Annotated in this window: 16 protein-coding genes; 9 read left to right on the forward strand and 7 right to left on the reverse strand. The window is 63.7% G+C overall.

From position 1 onward, the window contains the following. Nucleotides 1-3: 3 nt before the first annotated feature. On the reverse strand, nt 4-657 hold the full coding sequence (locus FO013_RS12280) for a GntR family transcriptional regulator (protein WP_143922815.1): 654 nt from the start codon (nt 655-657) through the stop codon (nt 4-6). Nucleotides 658-856: 199 nt separating this feature from the next. Between FO013_RS12280 and FO013_RS12285 the strand changes: the two genes are divergently transcribed. Continuing rightward, nucleotides 857-1,945: a 1-aminocyclopropane-1-carboxylate deaminase gene (locus FO013_RS12285; RefSeq protein WP_143922816.1), complete on the forward strand. Its 1,089-nt coding sequence runs from the start codon at nt 857-859 to the stop codon at nt 1,943-1,945. A gap of 364 nt (nt 1,946-2,309) precedes the next feature. Beyond that, nucleotides 2,310-3,704 carry an NAD-dependent succinate-semialdehyde dehydrogenase gene (locus FO013_RS12290; protein WP_143922817.1) on the forward strand — a complete coding sequence of 465 codons (1,395 nt, stop codon included), beginning with the start codon at nt 2,310-2,312 and terminating at the stop codon, nt 3,702-3,704. Nucleotides 3,705-3,880: 176 nt separating this feature from the next. Here FO013_RS12290 and FO013_RS12295 read toward each other — a convergent pair whose 3' ends face one another. The 4 genes from FO013_RS12295 to FO013_RS12310 all read right to left on the reverse strand — a co-directional run bounded on the left by FO013_RS12295 (nt 3,881) and on the right by FO013_RS12310 (nt 6,835). Continuing rightward, complete coding sequence (locus FO013_RS12295) at nt 3,881-4,255, reverse strand: helix-turn-helix domain-containing protein (RefSeq protein ID WP_143922818.1); 375 nt, start codon at nt 4,253-4,255, stop codon at nt 3,881-3,883. A gap of 47 nt (nt 4,256-4,302) precedes the next feature. After that, entirely contained in the window at nt 4,303-4,644 is a 342-nt protein-coding gene (locus FO013_RS12300) for a DUF6204 family protein (protein ID WP_143922819.1), read from the reverse strand. Further along, nucleotides 4,641-5,288 (reverse strand): TetR/AcrR family transcriptional regulator, encoded by a 648-nt coding sequence (locus FO013_RS12305; protein WP_143922820.1) that lies wholly within the window; start codon nt 5,286-5,288, stop codon nt 4,641-4,643. Before FO013_RS12305 ends, FO013_RS12300 begins: the two co-directional genes overlap by 4 nt. A 143-nt stretch (nt 5,289-5,431) precedes the next feature. Continuing rightward, on the reverse strand, nt 5,432-6,835 hold the full coding sequence (locus FO013_RS12310) for an MFS transporter (RefSeq protein WP_222103611.1): 1,404 nt from the start codon (nt 6,833-6,835) through the stop codon (nt 5,432-5,434). 463 nt (nt 6,836-7,298) lie between these two features. Here FO013_RS12310 and FO013_RS12315 point away from each other — a divergent pair, with 463 nt between their 5' ends. The 4 genes from FO013_RS12315 (at nt 7,299) to FO013_RS12330 (ending at nt 13,350) form a co-directional block, all read left to right on the forward strand. After that, complete coding sequence (locus tag FO013_RS12315; RefSeq protein WP_143922821.1) at nt 7,299-8,855, forward strand: AMP-binding protein; 1,557 nt, start codon at nt 7,299-7,301, stop codon at nt 8,853-8,855. A gap of 65 nt (nt 8,856-8,920) precedes the next feature. Further along, nucleotides 8,921-10,210 (forward strand): beta-ketoacyl-[acyl-carrier-protein] synthase family protein, encoded by a 1,290-nt coding sequence (locus tag FO013_RS12320; protein ID WP_143922918.1) that lies wholly within the window; start codon nt 8,921-8,923, stop codon nt 10,208-10,210. A gap of 69 nt (nt 10,211-10,279) precedes the next feature. Next, on the forward strand, nt 10,280-11,485 hold the full coding sequence (locus FO013_RS12325; RefSeq protein ID WP_143922919.1) for an acyl-CoA dehydrogenase family protein: 1,206 nt from the start codon (nt 10,280-10,282) through the stop codon (nt 11,483-11,485). A gap of 194 nt (nt 11,486-11,679) precedes the next feature. Beyond that, on the forward strand, nt 11,680-13,350 hold the full coding sequence (locus tag FO013_RS12330) for an amidohydrolase (protein ID WP_143922822.1): 1,671 nt from the start codon (nt 11,680-11,682) through the stop codon (nt 13,348-13,350). A 33-nt stretch (nt 13,351-13,383) separates the two neighbouring features. Here the strand turns inward: FO013_RS12330 and FO013_RS12335 are convergent, their stop codons facing one another. Together FO013_RS12335 and tcuA are read right to left on the reverse strand one after the other, a co-directional pair. Next, complete coding sequence (locus FO013_RS12335; RefSeq protein ID WP_143922823.1) at nt 13,384-14,067, reverse strand: GntR family transcriptional regulator; 684 nt, start codon at nt 14,065-14,067, stop codon at nt 13,384-13,386. Between the two features lie 168 nt (nt 14,068-14,235). Further along, nucleotides 14,236-15,714, reverse strand: a complete 1,479-nt coding sequence (gene tcuA, locus FO013_RS12340) for an FAD-dependent tricarballylate dehydrogenase TcuA (protein WP_143922824.1) — start codon at nt 15,712-15,714, stop codon at nt 14,236-14,238. Nucleotides 15,715-15,887: 173 nt separating this feature from the next. On the opposite strand from tcuA, the gene FO013_RS12345 reads away from it, so the two are divergent. Genes FO013_RS12345 through FO013_RS12355 form a run of 3 tightly spaced genes read left to right on the forward strand, consistent with a single transcriptional unit; the run spans nt 15,888 to nt 19,041 of the window. After that, nucleotides 15,888-16,871 (forward strand): Bug family tripartite tricarboxylate transporter substrate binding protein, encoded by a 984-nt coding sequence (locus tag FO013_RS12345; protein WP_143922825.1) that lies wholly within the window; start codon nt 15,888-15,890, stop codon nt 16,869-16,871. Continuing rightward, nucleotides 16,871-17,503, forward strand: coding sequence for a tripartite tricarboxylate transporter TctB family protein (locus FO013_RS12350; RefSeq protein ID WP_143922826.1), 633 nt, complete (start codon nt 16,871-16,873; stop codon nt 17,501-17,503). The genes FO013_RS12345 and FO013_RS12350 overlap by 1 nt, the downstream gene beginning before the upstream one ends. After that, nucleotides 17,503-19,041 carry a tripartite tricarboxylate transporter permease gene (locus tag FO013_RS12355; RefSeq protein ID WP_143922827.1) on the forward strand — a complete coding sequence of 513 codons (1,539 nt, stop codon included), beginning with the start codon at nt 17,503-17,505 and terminating at the stop codon, nt 19,039-19,041. Before FO013_RS12350 ends, FO013_RS12355 begins: the two co-directional genes overlap by 1 nt. The last annotated feature ends 97 nt before the right edge of the window (nt 19,042-19,138 follow it).

Consider the following 19,138-nt stretch of genomic DNA (forward strand, 5'->3'; position numbering starts at 1 on the left):
GGGTCAGTCGGCCCTATCGCTGGTGAGTGTTGACCAGTTCTCGCATGTCAGTGCCATCGCCCGGTCGGCGTCGCCGGCACGGACGGAGGCAACGATCTCCGCGTGCTGCTGGGGCGAGGCGGATCCCTTGACGGAATCGAAATGCAGATATTCGGCTCGGCGCAGCGTCGCGGTGACGACTTCCAGATGATCGGGAATGAGGGGATTGCCGCTGCGAGCCAGTGCGACCTCATGGAATGCATCATCGGCGGTGATGGCAGCGTCGATGTCGGCATTGCGCAGGGCCGATCTCAGCTCTTCGTTGGCGGCTTCCATTCCGGAGATATCGGATTCGTTGAGGTGCGGGAATGCGAGGCTCATGGCTAAAGCGTGCAGCTGAGCCGCGATCTGGCGGGCGTGGACGACTGCCTCGGGATTCTCCGGTGCCACGCGGGTCATGCGTCCCGGTTCGGCCACGACCAATCCGGCCTGTGCCAGGCGCTGAAGAGCCTCGCGGACAGGAGTGCGTGAGACCTGCAGCCATGCGCCCAGCTCCTGGTCACGCAGCTGTTCCCCGGGAGCCAGTTGGCCCCGAACGATGGCGTCGCGGATCGAGCGATAGACGTCATCGCGCAGCAGCCTCCGCTGGGGGATCGGCGCATTCGTGGGAATCGGCACTCTCGACCTCTCGATCCTGATCTATGGGGTGGATGTCTACAGGGTGGACGCGCCCGGCAGTCCTGGCATGTGGGACAGGGCGCTGGCCCCATTGTAGTCCTCACCAGAATGCAATATATTGCATATCGCCGGCACTTATCGGCAGCGGCTTGAAGCAGCTGCTCTCCAGCTTCCAGCACCACCAGACGAAGAGGACACCATGCCAATCACCGATTTCGAACGCTACCCGCTGACCTTCGGGCCCAGCCCGGTCCACGAGCTGAAGCGACTGAGCGACCACCTCGGTGGGGCTCGGGTGTGGGCCAAGCGAGAGGACGTGAACTCCGGTCTCGCGTTCGGGGGCAACAAGACCCGCAAGCTCGAATACATCGTTCCCGACATCCTCGCCTCCGGCGCGGACACGCTCGTCTCGATCGGCGGTTACCAGTCGAACCACACTCGCCAGGTCGCTGCCGTCGCGGCGCACCTGGGGCTGAAGTCGCGCCTCGTGCAGGAGCGCTGGGTCGACTGGGATGACCCGGTCAACGACAAGGTCGGCAACATCGAACTCTCCCGCATCATGGGCGCCGATGTGCATCTCGACTCGGCTGGATTCGACATCGGCATCCGGTCCAGCTGGGAGAATGCCATCGCGGAGGTTGAGGCTGCAGGAGGCAGGCCCTACCCCATCCCGGCCGGTGCCTCTGAGCACAAGTTCGGTGCACTCGGATTCGTCAACTGGGCCTACGAGGTCGCCGAGCAGGAGAAGGAGCTCGGCGTCTTCTTCGACACGATCATCGTATGCACGGTCACCGGCTCCACCCACGCGGGAATGATCGCGGGCTTCGCCGCACTCGAGGCGGCAGGAGGTCCACATCGCCAGGTCATCGGCATCGACGCCTCTGCAACCCTGGACAAGACCCGTGATCAGGTCAAACGCATCGCGAACAACGCAGCAGGTCTCATCGGACTCGGTCGGGAGATCACCGATGAGGATGTCGACATCCGCTCCGGCTGGGAAGGCCCGGCCTACGGCATCCCCGACGAATCGACCATCAACGCGATCCGCACAACCGCGGAACTCGAAGGTGTCATCCTCGACCCTGTCTACGAGGGCAAGTCGATGGCTGGCCTCCTCGACCTCGTCGGCCAAGCTGATGCCGTCGGCCCAGCTGGTGCCGACGGTCAGGCTGAAGACGAAGGCCAGGCTGATGCCGGAGACCGGGGCGCAGTGGCGAAGGATTCGACGGTTCTCTACGCTCACCTCGGCGGACAGCTGGCGCTCAATGCCTACAGCTCGATCTTCTGAGCCGTTCCGTCACAACGAAGGGTTGGCCGCCTCGTTCAACGCTGAGTCAGAATTTCGCTGTTGCCTTGACGCAAAAACCTGACTCAGCCTTGAATGAGCGCCGCGGCGCGGTGCAGATATCGTGAGCCCGTCGTGCCGTGGATGCGGATTTCGTGACATCACCCGCGAAATCCGCACAACCTCGGCGAGGGTGGTCCGGGCTGTCGCGAACTGATGATTCCCCCAGGTTCCGCCACTTGTTGCGCACGTCACGTGTTGATAGCGTGAGAGGCAGGCATACGCGATCCGTCGATTTCGGCGGTGAACAGCGATGCAAACGCCTTATCCGGCGCCACCAGGGCGCCACTAGTCAAAGGAGTCTGGAATGAGCAATGTAGGCAGTGCTGCAGGCGGCTACCGTGTCGAGAACCCAGCCACGGGCGAGGTCGTCGAGAGATTCGACAACGCCACTGACGCGCAGATCGAGGAGACTCTCGACGCAGCTCACAAGGGCTTCCTGAGCTGGCGCGAGAAGACGATTGAGGAGCGCGGTGCGATCGTGAACAAGGTCGCCGCCCTGTTCGGTGAGCGCAAGGAAGAACTCGCGACGGTCATCGCCTTGGAGATGGGCAAGCCCGTCGCCGAAGGCATCGAAGAGGCCGAGTTCTGCGAGGCCATCTTCAACTACTACGCGGATAACGGCCCGAAGTTCGCCGCGGACGAGCCGATCGAATCGATGTCGGGCGGCAAGGCATTCATCCAGCGCCGACCCGTCGGAGCACTCCTGGGCATCATGCCCTGGAACTTCCCGTACTACCAGGTCGCCCGCTTCGCGGCGCCCAACCTGGTGCTGGGAAACACGATCATCCTCAAGCATGCGGAGATCTGCCCCCGTTCATCGGCGATCATCGCCGACATCATGAAGGAGGCAGGAGTTCCCGAGGGCGTGTACAACAACATCTACGCCACGCATGAGCAGATCGAGACCGTCATCGCCGATGACCGGGTCGAAGGCGTCTCGCTGACAGGCTCCGAGCGTGCCGGTTCGGCCGTGGCCGCCACAGCGGGCAAGAACCTCAAGAAGGCTGTCCTCGAGCTCGGCGGCTCCGATCCCTACATCGTCCTCGACACTGACAACATGGACGAAGCTGTGGACACGGCGTGGGGCACCCGCCTCTACAACACCGGTCAGGTCTGCAACGCGAACAAGCGGATGATCGTCATGAATGACATCTACGATGACTTCGTGTCCGGACTGACCAAGCGCGCCCAGGATTGGACGAAGGGCACCCCCGACGAGGCGGGCGACGGCAAGTATTCGCCCATGTCCTCACGTGGTGCTGCGGAGAACCTGCGCAAGCAGCTCGACCGTGCAGTCGAGCAGGGTGCGAAACTCGTCGGCGGCGAGCTCGCCAGCGACGGTTCCGCCTACGTATCGCCAGCCGTGCTGACCGGGATCACCTCGGACATGGACGCCTACCGCGAGGAGCTTTTCGGACCCGTGGCCACCGTCTACAAGGTGAGCAGCGACGACGAAGCACTCACGCTGGCCAATGACACCCGCTTCGGTCTCGGCGGCGCCGTGTTCTCGAAGGACGAAGAGCGTGCTGCGAAGCTGGCTCAGCGTCTCGACGTGGGCATGACGAACGTCAACACACCAGGCGGCGAAGGTGCGGAGATTCCGTTCGGCGGCACCAAGCGTTCAGGCTTCGGCCGCGAGCTCGGCCCCTACGGCATGGACGAGTTCGTCAACAAGCGCATGTACTACGTCGCTGACTGACCGTCACGCTGAGCTGCAGTTGACCGGCGCGTAACGTCGATCGCTGCTGAGTAAAGGAGCAATCAGTGCGGAATCCGACGTGATTCTCGCACCGATTGCTCCTCTACTCTCTTTCGCGGACGATGGGAGTGAATATAGTCGGAGCCTCGACATGTGTGTGGGGCGGCACAGAAGTTTCAGCTGGTCGCGATGCGGTGAGAGCGCAGCCCGCCCAGTGCTGTCGTCACCTGGGCGGGATCAGTGCTGGTGTCGGCGAACCATTTCTGAGCCGCCGCCTCCGCGAGCCCTTCGGCCTGGTCGATGAGGAAGGCTCCGCTCTCGGTGAGGACGAAAGTGCCGCTCTCGGATCGCTCGACCCAGCCGAGCTTCTCCAGGGGCCGCACTGCGCGCAGAGCCTGTGAAGCTGACTCATCCATCGCCTCGGCGAGCTCGGAGCGGGTCAGCCCTTCGTCCGAGGTCTTCGAGCCGTCGTCGCGGCGGCCGATGGCCCGCAGGCGTCGCAGATCGTCGAAGGACAAGCCGACCCGTTCGAGTGCTCCGGATATGCGCATGTCCAGTCCGCTCTTCGAGCAAGACACAAGCAGTGCAGCCGCGAGGCTCATCGACTCACCCTTCGACACAGCTTGACGTCCTCGACGCAGACCGATGAGATGTCGACGAGTCTGCCGCTTAGGCCCCTCTTGTCGAGGTCGGCCTTCGCGAGCTCTTCGGCGCGCAGATGGGCGATCACTTCGGCATCGTCGGGAGATTCCTCCTCGACAACGATCTCGAACCGGTGCTGATAAGTGACCAGTTCGGACGTGTAGAGGAACGTGCCCTCCGAGGTGAAGCGCGCGGTGAACATATCGTGATCGTCCTGCGCCGCTCGCAGTGCTGTGCGCTGGGAGTCGTTGAGGTCGGCGAAGCGGCCTCGGACCGTAGTGCGGTAGGTGCGGATCATGAATGTGTTCCTTGTGGATCTGCGGTTGTGGTGCTGCGGGTGGCGTGGTCGAAGAGTGCCAACAACTCAGAGGTCATGGCTTCTGTATGGGCGGATCCTCCTCTGCGGCTCAGGCTCGCGGCCGTCGTGTCGAGGACCGAACGGAGTGCCAGAGCCATCGTGAGCGGGTCGAATCTGCGCATCTGCCCGAGTCGTTGTCCCTCCTCGAACAGTGCGACCAGATCGCCGGCGGAGTCCTTGGCCCGATCGTCATAAGATTCGGCGCCGCTGCGGCTGAGGTACTCGACCGCGGCGACGATGGCTGCCGCCGAGGCCGGTTTGGTTCGGGAGTAGTCCATCGAGGTGGTGATGTAGTTCGCCAGCCGTGTTCTGGTTGAGGCGGGGCGGGACAGAACTTCAGTCAGCTGTGTGCCCAGGTCAATCGCGACCGAATGGACCACGGCGCTGGCGAGTTCGACCTTGTCGGCAAAATTCCCATGTATCGCACCCCGGCTGAAGCCTGCGTGCTCGGCGACCGCATTGAGCGGGGAGCCCGCCACGCCATTCGTGGCAAAGAGGTCGATTGCCGCAGCGATGAGGTCGCTGCGAGTTCTCTCCTGGCTCTCTCTGCGTGTGAGGCGGGGACGCTTGGGTGATGATGCCATGCATTCAGGATACATCAAAGTATCTGAATACTTTAAAGTATATTAAATTCAAATCTATGGTCATCGACGCGAACTCGCCCGTGCCTCCAGATCTCAGGGCGCGGGCGAGTGCGGTGGTGCGCGGGGAGCTCGTCGAGAAGCTGTCAGTTTCCGGCGGACTTTGCAGCGGCGCGCTCCTCGGCGGTTGGGATCTGAACGATCGGTCCGAGCACCACCGTGTAGAAGAAGATGCCGATGCCCAGGATGACTCCGCAGACGATGAACGCGGCTCCGAAACCGCCGGTGGCCTGAACAACGAAGCCAGTGACGATCGGTGCCGAGACGCCGATGAGGTTGTTCACCGAGTTCATGATCGAGCCTGTCGCACCGATCCCGCCCTCGGGGGCGATGAGCGCAGGCAGGGAGTTGGTGACGCAGAAGGAGACCGTGATCCCGCTGGTGCCCAGGGTGATCCAGAACAGGGCCCAGCCCGGGTCCTCTGTGAAGGCCGCCCCCATCACCGTCATGGCCAGGAGCATCCCCGCAACGATGAAGGTCTTGCGGACAGCCGTGCCTGACTTCCCGATCCGCATCAGGTGGTCAAGCAGCCAGCCGGGGAAGATGAACTCGACGGCCACGGCGACGAGCCAAGGCAGGGCAGTGAAGATACCCGAGGACATCACGCTCATGCCCATCTCCGACTGCAGGTAACCAGGCAGCCACGTCAGGAGCATCCACTGCGTATAGCCGGCGCATCCGAGGCCCAGGGACATGCCCCAGACTTTGCGCTGCTTGAGGATGTAGCCGAGGTTGGCCAGAGGGTTGGGGCGAGGTGCGTCCTCGTCCTGCGCTCCACCCTCACGTATGTATTCGAGTTCGGAGTCGTTCAGCTTGCCAAGACGGTTCATCTCCTTGGGGTCGCGATACTTCCAGAAGAAGACGAACACATAGGCAAGGCTGAGGATGCCCATGGCCACGAAGGCTCCGCGCCAGCCGAAGGACACGACGGCAATGGCCACGAGTGGGAAGCCGATGACATTGGACAGGCGCTGACCGGAGTCGAAGATCGCTGTCGCCGTTCCGCGTTCGGAGCGCGGGAACCAATAGCCCGTTGCCTTCATCGCTCCGGGGAAGATCGGTGATTCGGCCATGCCGAGGATGATGCGAGCCAGAATGAGCAGACCGGTGCCGCTGATGATCGCAGTGATGAAGCAGGAGACGCTCCACATGATCGTCGCGACCCTGAAGACCCACTTGATGCCGATCTTGTCGAGGAGGAGGCCGGCAGGAATCTGCATGAGCACGTAGGACCAGCCGAAACTGGACAGGACGATGCCCATCTCACCAGCGGTGAGCCCGAAGTCCTCCCGAATATGGCCCTCTGCCACAGCGATCGAGCTGCGGTCGATGTAGTTGATGAGCACACCGAAGAACAGCAGGATCGCAATCGCCCACCGCATCTTGCCGATGCCCGACCGGTTGGGTTTCACCCCCGGAGTGTGGGTTTCCTGCGGGGTGAACTTGAGCTCGTCCGGATCGGCGCTGTTCGCCTGGGGCTGAGGCTCCACAGTGAGTCCCTTCGTTGGTATCTCGGTATGGGTGTCTCGGTCGTCGATGACCGAGCGACATGGGAATGGACTCTGGGGCGGCAACGCCCGTGATTCCACGATATGGAAATGGTATTTCGTTAGAGCCAGGTCAACGTATAACGGCAGTTAATGGAATGTCAAAGAGCCTGCTTTGCTGAGTAGTTCCGGGCGGTTATCGAAAGCAAGGGAAAATGGATGATGCGCCACGTCTGCGCTGGTAGCAGGGTCAGGTCGAAATTTAATCCGATATTTCGGATTGTCGTCTCCGGTTAGACAATTGCGCGTTTTCGCGCCGATCGACCGAAGCCCGATAATTGAATGATTACAGATTAAGAATTGAAACCGGTGACTCCTATACTGGGGAAGCGGCCCAGACCGGGCCCATCGGCAGGCTGAGGACGCACCCGGATCCGGCCAGGCCGCAGCTATCTGGAGGTCATACGTGCCGATCACCTCGACAGTTCTCAACGTCGCTGGGAGCCATCCCGAGCAGCTCGCCCTCGTCGGCGCTGACGAGCGGCTGACCTACTCCGAACTCGTCGAAGACTCTCGCCGGATGTTCGCCGTCGTCGATGAACTTCATCGAGCGCAGACCGACCCGCCGATGCCCGCGCCGGAGACCGACGGCATCCCTATCACTGCCATCAGCATCACCTCGGCGTTTCACACCTCGCGCATCATCGCCGGGCTTGCCGGGTACCGCGCCGTGTCCGCGACCATCGATCCGCGCTGGCCGCTGACCCACCAGGTCGGTGTCATCCGGGCCACCGGAATCGGTGTGATCATCAGTGACTCACCCACTCTCGCCGAGGCGCTCGCCTCCTCCTGGACCGGTACAGTCATCAGCCTCGCCGACTTCCGCGCCCGCGAAGCCGCCCGCACACACGCCACCGCCTCCACTCACGGGACCGTCGCCGCCGGTGAGCCGCCCGCGAGTCCGACCCCCGCACCCGCCGTCCGCGATGCGTCCGAGCCCTTCCTGATGCTCTTCTCCTCGGGCACGACGAGCAACCCGAAGGCCTTCATCAAGACGCGGCAGCAGTATCGCGACAATGTCTCAGTCTCCTCAGCCCACCTCGAACCGCTGCCCAGAGTCGCGACACTGGCACCTGGCCCTGTGTCCTACAGCCTCACGCTCTACGCGATCATCGAGAGCCTCGCGACCGGGGGCAGCGTGCACGTCGCCGACGAGTTCGACCCGATCACAATGGGTCGGCGCATCGAATCCGAGGCCATCTCCCGTGTCGTCGCAGTTCCCGCAGTCGTCCGCGCCCTCGCCGAGGCGGCCCGCCGTGACCCCGAACGTTTCACCCACCTCGACCTCGTCGTCACCGGCGGAGCCAATCTGCCGGCGAGCATCCGCGACCGCCTCGCCGAGATCCTCCCGGAAACACGACTGATCAGCTACTACGGTGCCGCAGAGATCGGTTTCATCGGCGACAGCCGTGACGGTGACGGCACCTGGATCACCGTCTATCCGACCATCGGTGCTCAGATTCGGGACGAGTCCGGCGCCGAGGTTCCCGAGGGAGAACTCGGCACGCTGTGGATCCGGGCCGCGGCCTGCTCATACGGCTACGTCACCGGCACCACCGACGCGGTGCTGCGTGGAGCAGACGGTTGGGCCACAGTCGATGACCAGGGGCGGATCGAGAACGGCAGGCTGCAGCTGGCCGGTCGGGCCGGCGATATCGCCATCACCGGTGGTCACAAGGTCTCATTGCCGCAAGTCGAGCGGGCATTCGAAACGTACGACAACCTCGGCGAGGTATGCGCCATCGCCCTCGAGGACCCGGCGTTGGGCAGCCTCATCGCCCTCGTCATCGAAGTGAGCGCAGACAAGACCGCGCTGCTGAAACATGCACGTGCCCGCCTGGCGCCGCAGTTCGTTCCCCGTCGCGTCTATCGGCTCCAGCACCTGCCAAGGACGGTCGGCGGGAAGATTCGGCGCGTCGAAACCGTTGACCTCATTATGGACGGACTAGGACAGCGACTGTGAGCGGACAGGTCTCCACAGGCCGGGGCGCACCGACCACCGAAGGCAGCCGCGTCGTCATCACCGGAATGGGCGCGATCACGCCGAGCGGCAACGACGTCGACGCACTGTGGGACTCCGTGGTCACCGGCCGCAGCGCAATCGGTCGACTCGAGGGGGAGCAGTTTGCGGATCTGGCGGTGCGCATCGGTGGCCAGGTGACAGGTTTCGACGCTGAGGCGGTCCTGCCCCGATCTCTCGCTCGCCGACTCAGCCCGGTCCAGCACTGGGCCATCGCCGCCGCAGACCAGGCCCTGGTGCAGGCAGGAATCGCACGCCCGGACACGGGGGCGAAAACGGATGCAGGAGCGCAGGCCGATGACGCTGACGGCCTCCCTTGGGACCGATCCCGCGCAGCCGTCATCGCCGCCACCGGCTCCGGCCCCGTCGATGCCATGCAGAACGCCACACGCTCACTGCTCGACGGCGGCCCCCGCTCGGTTCCCCTGACATTGGCGATCCACGGTGCACCCGACTCGGCCGCGGCGCTGCTGAGCCAGCGCTACGATTTCCGCGGGCCCGGGCAGGGAATCTCGGCCACCTGCGCCAGCGGGGCCATCGCCCTCGGCGAAGCAATGCGCCGCATCCGTCACGGATACGCCGATGCGGTGCTCGTCGTCGGAATGGAGGACTGCCTCAACGCGGTCAACCTGGCCTCGAACGCGAACATGCGAGCGCTCGCCGCCGGCTTCGAAGACGATCCCACATCCGCCAGCCGGCCCTTCGACAGTGCGCGATCCGGGTTCGTCATGAGCCAAGGCGCCGGTGCGATCCTCCTCGAATCCGAGGCCGGAGCCGCCGCCCGCGGGACCACCGTGCTCGCCGAGCTGGCAGGATTCGGAGCCGCCAGCGACGCCCACCACCCGACGAACCCGCACCCCGATGGCCGAGGTGCCGCCTCAGCGATGAGCCAGGCCCTGGCCGACGCTGGGCTGGACCCGGAGGGTATCGACCACATCAACGCCCACGCCACCGGCACCCCCGCCGGCGATGCGGCAGAGCTCAAGGCCTTCGACGCCGCACTCGGCGCCACCGCCCACTCGATTCCGATCAGCGCCACGAAGTCGTCCACGGGCCACCTCCTCGGTGCCTCGGGGGTCGTCGAAGCCATGATTGCCATCCGAACGATGATGGAGCAGACGCTGCCCCCGACTCTCAACCTCGAGACCTGCGAATTCGACGGATGGAACATCGTTTCAGGTCAAGCACGCAACATCGGCCGTGACGGTGTCGACGATGCGCCGATCGCCACAGTCCTGTCGACCTCGTTCGGATTCGGCGGGCACAACGGTGCGATCATTCTGCGTCGGCCCCGCTGATCAACGTGGGACTTCGACTCGCTGCCCCCGATCCAATGGGGAATCTGACCCCGTCCGCTAGGAGACATGATGACCGACCGTGAGACCCGCCTCGGAGAACTGGCCGAGAAATACCTTCCCGCCGAGGTGTGTGAGCGTTTCCGCGAACGTGCGGGCGTCTACGACCGTGAGAACCGCTTCTTCGACGAAGACCTCGAGGAGCTGAAGTCTCTGGGCTACCTCACTCTGTTCGTTCCGGACGCCTACGGAGGTCCGGGGCTGAGCCTGCACGAGGTTTCGCGTCTGCAGCAGCGCCTGGCCTCGGCGGCTCCGGCCACGGCATTGGCGATCAACATGCACCTCATGTGCACCGGTGTCGTCAAGGCACTCAACGACCGCGGCGATGCCTCATTGAACTGGGTGTTCGACGAGGCGATGGCGGGGGAGATCTTCGCCTTCGGCATCTCCGAACCCTCCAACGACTGGGTCATGCAGGGGTCGAACACTGAGGCTGAACCGACCTCTGACGGCGGCTACCTGCTCACCGGCGTGAAGATCTTCACCTCACTCTCACCCGTGTGGACGCGCCTCATCGTCCACGGAGAGATCGCCTCCGAAGAGGAGGGAATCGCCGGCCCCGATGCAGACCAGCCAGCCGAGGGTCAGTTGGTCTACGGCTTCATCGAACGCGGAGCCGAGGGCATCACGGTCTCCGACCATTGGGACGTCATGGGAATGCGGGCCTCCCAGTCACGGGCGACGATGCTTCACCAGGTGCCCATGCGCCCCGAACGGGTCTCGCGCACCATCCCGGCAGGCAAGCACCCCGACCCGCTGACCTTCGCGATCACCAGCAACTTCCAACTGCTCATCGCCTCCGTCTATGCCGGCGTGGCCGCCCGCGCGCTCGAACTCGGCGCTGCCGGGCTGAAGAAGCGGAAGTCTGCGAAGTCCGGGACCACCTTCGCCGAGGTGCCCGAGACTCGCGCTCGCCTCGCCGACGCGCACCTGGACTACCTCGCCGTCCCCGCCATGCTCGACGCCTACACCAGGGACTTCGACGCACTGGTCGACCACGGGGCCGGTTGGCCGCTGCGATTGGTGGGAGCCCGGATCAAGGCCTCCGATGCGGCCAGGAACGCGGCTGAGACGGCTCTCATGTGTTCCGGTGGCGGCGGCTTCGACAACAGCCACGAACTCTCGCGCCTCTACCGGGATGCGACCGCCGGACTGTTCCATCCGCCGAGCGCTGACGCCGCCCGCCCGATGTACGCGGCAGCCCTCCTCGACGACTGAGCGGCCCGAGCGGTGTTCGTCCGACCGGGCAAGCTGTCAGGGCGGCGCGACGGGTCTACAGCGCTGAGGGGTGAACGGCGCTGAGGGTTGAACGGCGCTGGGTGCTGAACGAGGCTGAAGGTTGAACGGCGCTGTCGGGTCTGGCGTGGCACGATGGTGGGTAACTCACACCAGCTGCAGAGACGGAGCATCCGATGGACGAGAGAACACCGACGATCGTGCGCGCGAACTCGATCGTGTCGCAGGCGAGGACGCGGCAGGGCGCCCACAGGTCCCTAGCAACGCCTGATTCCCTCACCGGCTCAGCCGCCAGCTCGGCTCTCGAACCTGAGGCGTTGGCGATCACCGGCGAGACCATCACCGCCACCGGCTCAGTGTCAGAACTGCGAGACAGGTTCCCCGCCGCCGAGGTGCTCGACTTCGGCGACTCGACCATCATCCCCGGTCTCAACGACGCCCACATCCACCTCGCCCTGACTGCCGGTGACGCCCTCCACCTCGACCTGTCCCATGAAGCAGTCAGAGACGTTCCCACCCTGTTGGACACGATCGCCGCGGAGGTGAGGGCAGCCTCGGCGGGGGTGTGGGTCAAAGGCAGTCGCTATGACGATGAGAAGACCGGGATCGTCCTCCGCGACGAACTCGACCGGATCGCGCCCGAGACCCCGGTTCTCGTCAACCACGTCGCCGGACACTGGGGCGTGGTCAATTCGGCCGGACTGCGATTCCTCGGCATCGACGAGTCCTCACCCGACCCGGACGGCGGCCGCAATGACCGCTATTCCGACGGTCGGCTCAACGGGAAGCTCATCGAGCGGGCGCTGATGAACGTCCTCATGCCGGCCACTGCCCGCGGGGAGCGTTTCATTCCCGGGGACACGGTCGAGGACCTGCAGCTCGGCGCCGCGCGGACGATCGCTAAGTGGAATGCCGCGGGCCTGACCTCGATCTGCGACGCACTCATCAGCCCCCAGGACATCGGGATCCTCTCAGCATTGCGCGCCGACGATGCACTCGGCCTGCGCATCGGCATGCTTCTGTCCATCGACCACTATGACAAGGCCGCCGAGTTCGGAATCGGCAGCGGTTTCGGAGACGATCGTCTTAAGCTCATCGGTGTCAAAGCCTTCCTCGACGGGGCGATCGGTGGGCGGACCTGCCTGCTCTCCGAGCCGTTCAACGACCCGAGCTATCAGGGTGTGCAGACCACTTCGACCGAGGAGCTGCGAGCCGACGTCGAGCGCGTCCATACCGACGGCAACCGCATCGGCGTCCACGCGAACGGCGACGCCGCGATCCGCCTCGTCCTCGATGCCTTCGAAGACGTTGCTGCCCGGATCCCGCGCCCTGGTCTGCGGCACCGGATCGAACACTGCAGCCTCATCGACGACGACATCCTGAATCGGATGAACCGCCTCGGCGCCGTTGCTGTCCCCTTCGCCGGATATCCGGGCTATCACGGTGGGGCGCTGAACTCCTGGTACGGCGAGGAGAGGATGGAGCGGATGTTCGCCCACCGCTCGTTCCTCGACGCCGGAGTCACGGTGGCCGGATCATCGGACTATCCGTGCGGGCCCTATCAGCCGCTTTTCGGACTGCAGTCGCTGGTGACGAGGACCGGCGTCGACGACGGGATCACCGTCGGAGCCTCGCAGAAGGTCACAGCAGCCGAGGCGCTGTCGATCTTCACTCTCGGATCCGCCGAGGCCTCAGGGGAGGAGTCCTGCAAGGGCAGACTGGCACCGGGATACCTCGCCGACTTCACCGTCCTCGGAGACAACCCACTGACAGTCGACCCTCACGGAATTGCGGACATCGACGTGCGCGCGACGTATGTCGGTGGGAGTGAGGTGTACGGGGGCTGAGGCCCAGAGGGTGTTCGTACAGCTGGCCACGTCCTAAGACAGGGTCGAGACCTGCTGCTCGAGCACCATCTGGCGAAGCATGTCGAGACGGATTGAGCGCGCGGTGGTGAAGTGGCCGCGGGCGATCTCGCGAGCCCGAACGGGATCCCTATTCTCGATGGCGTCGATGAGGGCTTCGTGCTCGTCGAGCGCTTCCGCCCAGCGGTTGCCGATCGAGAGTGTGGAATGCGGGGCGTGGACCAAGTGGGTCGTCAGCCTGTTGAGCAGATCTTCGAGCACGGGATTGTGGGCAGCGGACCACACCGCGGCGTGGAATTCCAGATTGCTGCGGATCAGTGTGCGGTCACTGGCGTCATCTAAGCCGCGGTCTCGTTCGAGCAGCGCCTGCAGCTGGAACACGTCGCGGATTGAGCGCTCCATCGCGGCCTGTCCGGCCACTTCCTCTTCCAACAGGATCCGGGTGTCATAGACCTGGACGATCTTCTCGGTATCGATGGCCGCGACCTCTAATCCACGCGCCTTGCGAGAGACGAGGCTGGCTTCCTCCAGTCGGCTCAGCACTTCCCGAATGGGGGTACGTGAGACTCCGAAGCGCTCGGCAAGGGCAACTTCCTTGAGCTGAGTCCCCGGGGTGATGGTTCCGTCAAGAATGTCCATCCTCAGCGCTTCGAAGATCGAATCGCGATCTGTCAGTTGAGCGGCAGCGGAGTTCTTCATACGACCGCACGTCCCTTCTGGCTGGTTTGTATCGCATTCAAGCACTATGTATACAGTACGCCATGGCTCCCGACTCGACAGTGCGAGAACGAGAAGCCATGGCGTACCGAACACCTGATTCCAGAGCGAACCGATAGACGGATCGCTCTGGAAACAGTGCGATCCTGCTCAGGCGATGGAACCGGCGCGGCGACCGAAGACGCAGCCTGCGGCCAGTCCGGAACCGCCGGGGTAGTTGAGGCTGAAGAGGCCACCGAGCATCTCGCCAGCCACCATCAGCCCGGGAATCGGCTGACCCGATTCGTTGAGCACACGTCCCTCGAGATCGGATTTCAGGCCTCCGAAGGTGAAGGTGATTCCGCACGTGACCGGGTAGGCGTAGAAGGGGCCCGACTCGATCGGTGCCGCCCAGTTGCTCTTGACCGGAGTGACATCGGAGCTCTTTCCGTCCTTGATCGTCGGGTCGAAGTCGACGTCGCGACGAACTCCTACGTTGTATTCCTCGATCGTGGCGGTGAACGCGTCCGGATCGATATTCAGCTTCTCGGCGAGCTCAGGCAGAGTATCGGCGATGACCTCGGAGATCTCCGGCATTTCGTACTCTTCGCTGCGCAGCATCGGGCGCAGATCGCGGTCGAAGATCTGATACGCGGTGGAGTCCGGCTGTTCCAGAATCACTTTGCCGTACTTCGCATAGGTGTAGTTGCGGAAGTCCGCCCCCTCATCGAGGAACCGCTGGCCCTCATTGTTGACAAGAACGCCGAGGTGGTAGGACTGCCGGGTGAGACGGTTCGTGAGTTCCCGGTTGGATTCGTTCTTCGGGGTGAACGCATCCCACTGGACGCTGTGGCAGGTCGACCAGTCTCCACCGCGTGCGGCCCCCAGATCGAGGGCGGCACGGAGCATGTCTCCCTTGTTGAGGGGAGTGCCACGGACCTTGGCATTGGCCCAGCGCTCGCCCATGTGCTCGGCGCGCATCTCGGCATTGGCTTCGAATCCGCCCGCAGTGAGGACAATGGATTCGGCGCGCAGGGTGACCACTCCGTCCGGGGTCTCGGCGCTGACTCCGCGCACCTGACCGTCTTCGACGAGCAGTTCCGTGGCGCGATGGCCGTATCGGACGTCGGTGCCCATCTGCGTCGCGACTTCGGTGTGGTCGGCGATGAGGCCCTGGCCGCCGTCGACGTTGCCCACGTGCAGTCCGCCCCAGAACAGGTAGGAGCCGTCGGGACGTTCATAGGCCTGTCGTTCATACATCAGGCGGTACTTCAGACCCAGCGACTTCAGCCACCTGAGGGTCGAGTGAGACTCCTCGGCGAGGACGTCGGCGAGCTCGAGGTCGGTCCGTCCTTCGGTGACCCGGACAAGGTCGGCGATGTACTCGTCCTTCGAATAGGGCGGGACCTCACTGACGGGGTGGCGGTCATCGGCCTCCACCAGGTCGGTCAGGTCATCGATCCCGTTGTGGACGATGCGGGTGGCACCCGCAGTGTAGAAGCTGTTTCCGCCCGCACTGCCGTCGCTTCCTGCCTCGAGAAGGATGACTGAACGTCCTCTTTCGCGGGCGGCATGTGCTGCAGTGAAGCCGGCATTGCCGCCGCCGACGACGATCACCTCAGCATCGAGTTCCTGATTCTCTGTGCTCACAACGAGCCTCCCTTTATGTGTATCAATGGTCTGAGAAAAATGCAGACGCTTCAGAAAAAGTACTTGCAGTATACGAGTGTACTCGCTTACGCTTCAATGTATACACGGAATTCGAGTGGCGTCACAGGTGCCGCCCGAAGGAACGGCGATGGAACGAGGAGGTTCCCTACGACATGATCAAGACACGATGGGTACAGACAGGGTTCGCCGCAGTGGCTGCCGTCGTAACTGTGCTGGCCGGCGTCAGCGCAGCGACATCTGCAGGAGAGGCCTCAGCGAGGAGCAACCTCACGGCGATCGTCCCAGCAGCCACAGGCGGAGGATGGGATGGATTCACCCGCGAGGCACAGCAGGTGCTGCGCTCCGATGGGATCGTCAACAATGTTCAGGTCGTCAACATCCCCGGTGCCGGCGGAACGATCGGACTGAGCCAATTCGTCCAACAGGAGGGCAGCGACGACACGCTGATGACCAGCGGCGGAGTGATGGTCGGCGCGATCGCGCTCAATGACAGCGAGTACGACCTCGGCGATGTCACACCGATCGCCAGAATGGCCGACGACTTCTCCGCATTGGTCGTCCCCGCTGATTCTGACATTCAGACACTCGATGACTTCATTGCCCAGTGGAAGAAGGATCCGCAGGGACTCTCCATCTCGGGTGGCTCCTTGGGTTCAATCGACCATCTGCTCTCCGGCATGTTGGCGAAAGAGGTCGGCATCGATCCGGCACAGGTCAATTACATCGCCTATTCCGGGGGCGGCGAAGCGCTCAACTCGCTCCTGTCGCACTCGACGACTGTGGGAGTCTCCGGTTACAACGAGGTTGCCGACCAGATCGATGCCGGTACCCTTCGTGCCATCGCGATCTCCTCGGAGGAGAGGGTCCCAGGAGTCGATGTGCCGACCTTCAAAGAGTTGGGCGCCGATGTGTCGATGGCGAACTGGCGCGGTTTCGTGGCTGCTCCCGGCATCTCCTCCGAGACCAAGGCCGAATACCTCGAAATCATCGACGAACTCCATTCGAGCAAGGCATGGAAGCAGACGCTGAAGCGAAACAACTGGACGGATTCGTACATGGTCGGTGATGAACTCGACCGCTTCATCGCGGACGAGACCGAAACCGCCGAACGCACCGTCGACGAACTGGGAATGTGATGAGTACGAAGACTAAGACCACAGACAAGGCAACGGTTTCAACCCCCGCCGCGACCACCTTCTTCTGGCGCCGCAGCGAATTCGTCATCGTCGGCATTCTGCTGGCGATCGGCATCACCCTGGTGGTGGGGTCGCTGACCATGGACATCCTCGGTGACTCGGTTCCCGGTCCGGAGTTCGTGCCCAGGATTCTCGGAGTGCTCCTCATCGCGAACGCTGTGGTGCTCGCCGTCGACGTGTATCGGCGGCCCGAACTCGATCAGTCCTCCGGCGTTCCCGATCGCGCGAACTTCTCCACAGACATGCTCCACGATCTGGGGCGTATGGAAGATTCAGATGACTCGGTGCACCGGGTGGGCGACCGCGAGGGCCCTGCCGATAAGCGGATGCACAGTGACTGGAAGACCATCGGCATCGTCGTGGCGGCATGTATCGGGTTCGTCGTTCTGCTGCAGCCCCTCGGGTGGATTCTGACCGCAGCAGCTCTGTTCTGGACGATTGCCCGTGCCTTGGGCTCTGTGCACCCGATCATGGATATCTGGGTGGCGGTGTTCCTGTCCTCGACGGTCCAGCTGCTGTTCGGCGGACTGCTGGGCCTGCCATTGCCTGCCGGATTCATCGGGGGTCTGTGATGGAACAGCTGCAACTTCTTCTGGAAGGGTTCGGCGCCGCGCTCACGCCCGCGAATCTGCTCTTCGTCTTCATCGGTGCCGTCTTGGGCACAGCAGTCGGTGTGCTCCCGGGTCTGGGATCGTCGATGGCGGTCGCACTCCTCCTGCCGATCACTTTCTCACTCGACCCGACGGCGGCGTTCATCATGTTCGCCGGAGTCTACTTCGGCGGTCTGTTCGGTGACTCCACAGCGGGAATCCTGCTGAATACTCCGGGACAGTCCTCGGCGATCGCCTCGACCTTCGAAGGCCACCGCATGGCTAAGAGCGGTCGTGCGGCAGCGGCTCTGGCCACTGCCGCGATCGGAGCGTTCATCGGTGGTCTGATCTCGACGACGATCGTGGTGTTCTTCTCGCCCTACCTGGTCAGACTGGCGACCATGTTCGGCCCCGCCGAATACTTCGCTCTGGCGGTCTTCGCCTTCATCGCGGTGAGCTCTGTCGTATCGGAATCTGTGGTTCGCGGCCTGGCATCGCTGGGCATCGGTGTTTCGCTGGCCTTCGTGGGCATCGACGGACCATCGGGAACTTCGCGGTTCACCTTCGATGTTCCGCAGCTCTTCGATGGCATCAACATCGTCGTCATCACCATCGGGCTGCTCGCCCTCGGCGAGGTCTTCCACGTGGCCTCGCGGATCCACCGGGATCCGGAATCGCTCAAGGTCTCATCGGAGGGAATCGCCCGACTGAGCCGCAAGGACTTCCGTGCCGCACTGCCAGCATGGCTGCGCGGTGCCGCCTTCGGAGCCCCGTTCGGGCTTATTCCTGCAGGCGGAGCCGAGGTCCCCACCTTCCTGGCCTATGGCACGGAGAAGCGCCTGGCCACTATGCGCGGCGACAAGGAGTTCGGCACGGTCGGTTCGATCAGAGGACTGGCGGCACCTGAGGCTGCCGGCAATGCCACCGCCGGAACTGCGATGGGAACGATGCTGGCACTCGGCCTGCCGGTCTCTGCCACCGCAGCCATCATGCTCGCGGCGTTTCAGCAGTACGGTCTGCAACCCGGACCGCTGCTGTTCGAACGATCAGGTGATCTTGTCTGGACTCTGTTGGCCTCACTCTTCATCGGCCTCGTCGTCCTTCTCGTGATCAACCTGCTGGCAGCCCCGGCCTGGGCCCGGCTGCTCCGCGTTCCACAGCACTATCTCTACGCGGGAATCACGGTCATCGCCATGTTCGGCGCCTATGCCATCTCGGCGTCGTTAGTCGACCTGATCATCCTCATCGTCCTGGGGTTCCTCGGTCTGCTCATGCGCCGTTACGCGATCCCCGTCGCGCCACTGCTCATCGGCGTCATCCTCGGGCCCCTTGCCGAGACCGAGCTGCGGCGCGCGCTGGCAGTCGCTGACGGTGATGCCGCTGTGCTCGTGGGCAGCCCGCTGACAATCGGAATCTATGCCGTGCTCGCCATTGCGGTGCTGTTCACAATTGTGCAGCACTTCAGGCACTCACAGTCGACGAAGAAGCAACAGGGACCAGCACTGACGGAAGCAGTGTGACAACCACCCTCGCCGAGGTGGGCCCCAATCTCGCCGAGGTGGCCCCCAATCTCGCCGAGGTGGCCCCAGCTGAGGGCCGACCTCGGCGGTGGATGGT

Source organism: Brevibacterium aurantiacum (genome assembly GCF_007558825.1).
GTDB lineage: Bacteria > Actinomycetota > Actinomycetes > Actinomycetales > Brevibacteriaceae > Brevibacterium > Brevibacterium aurantiacum_A.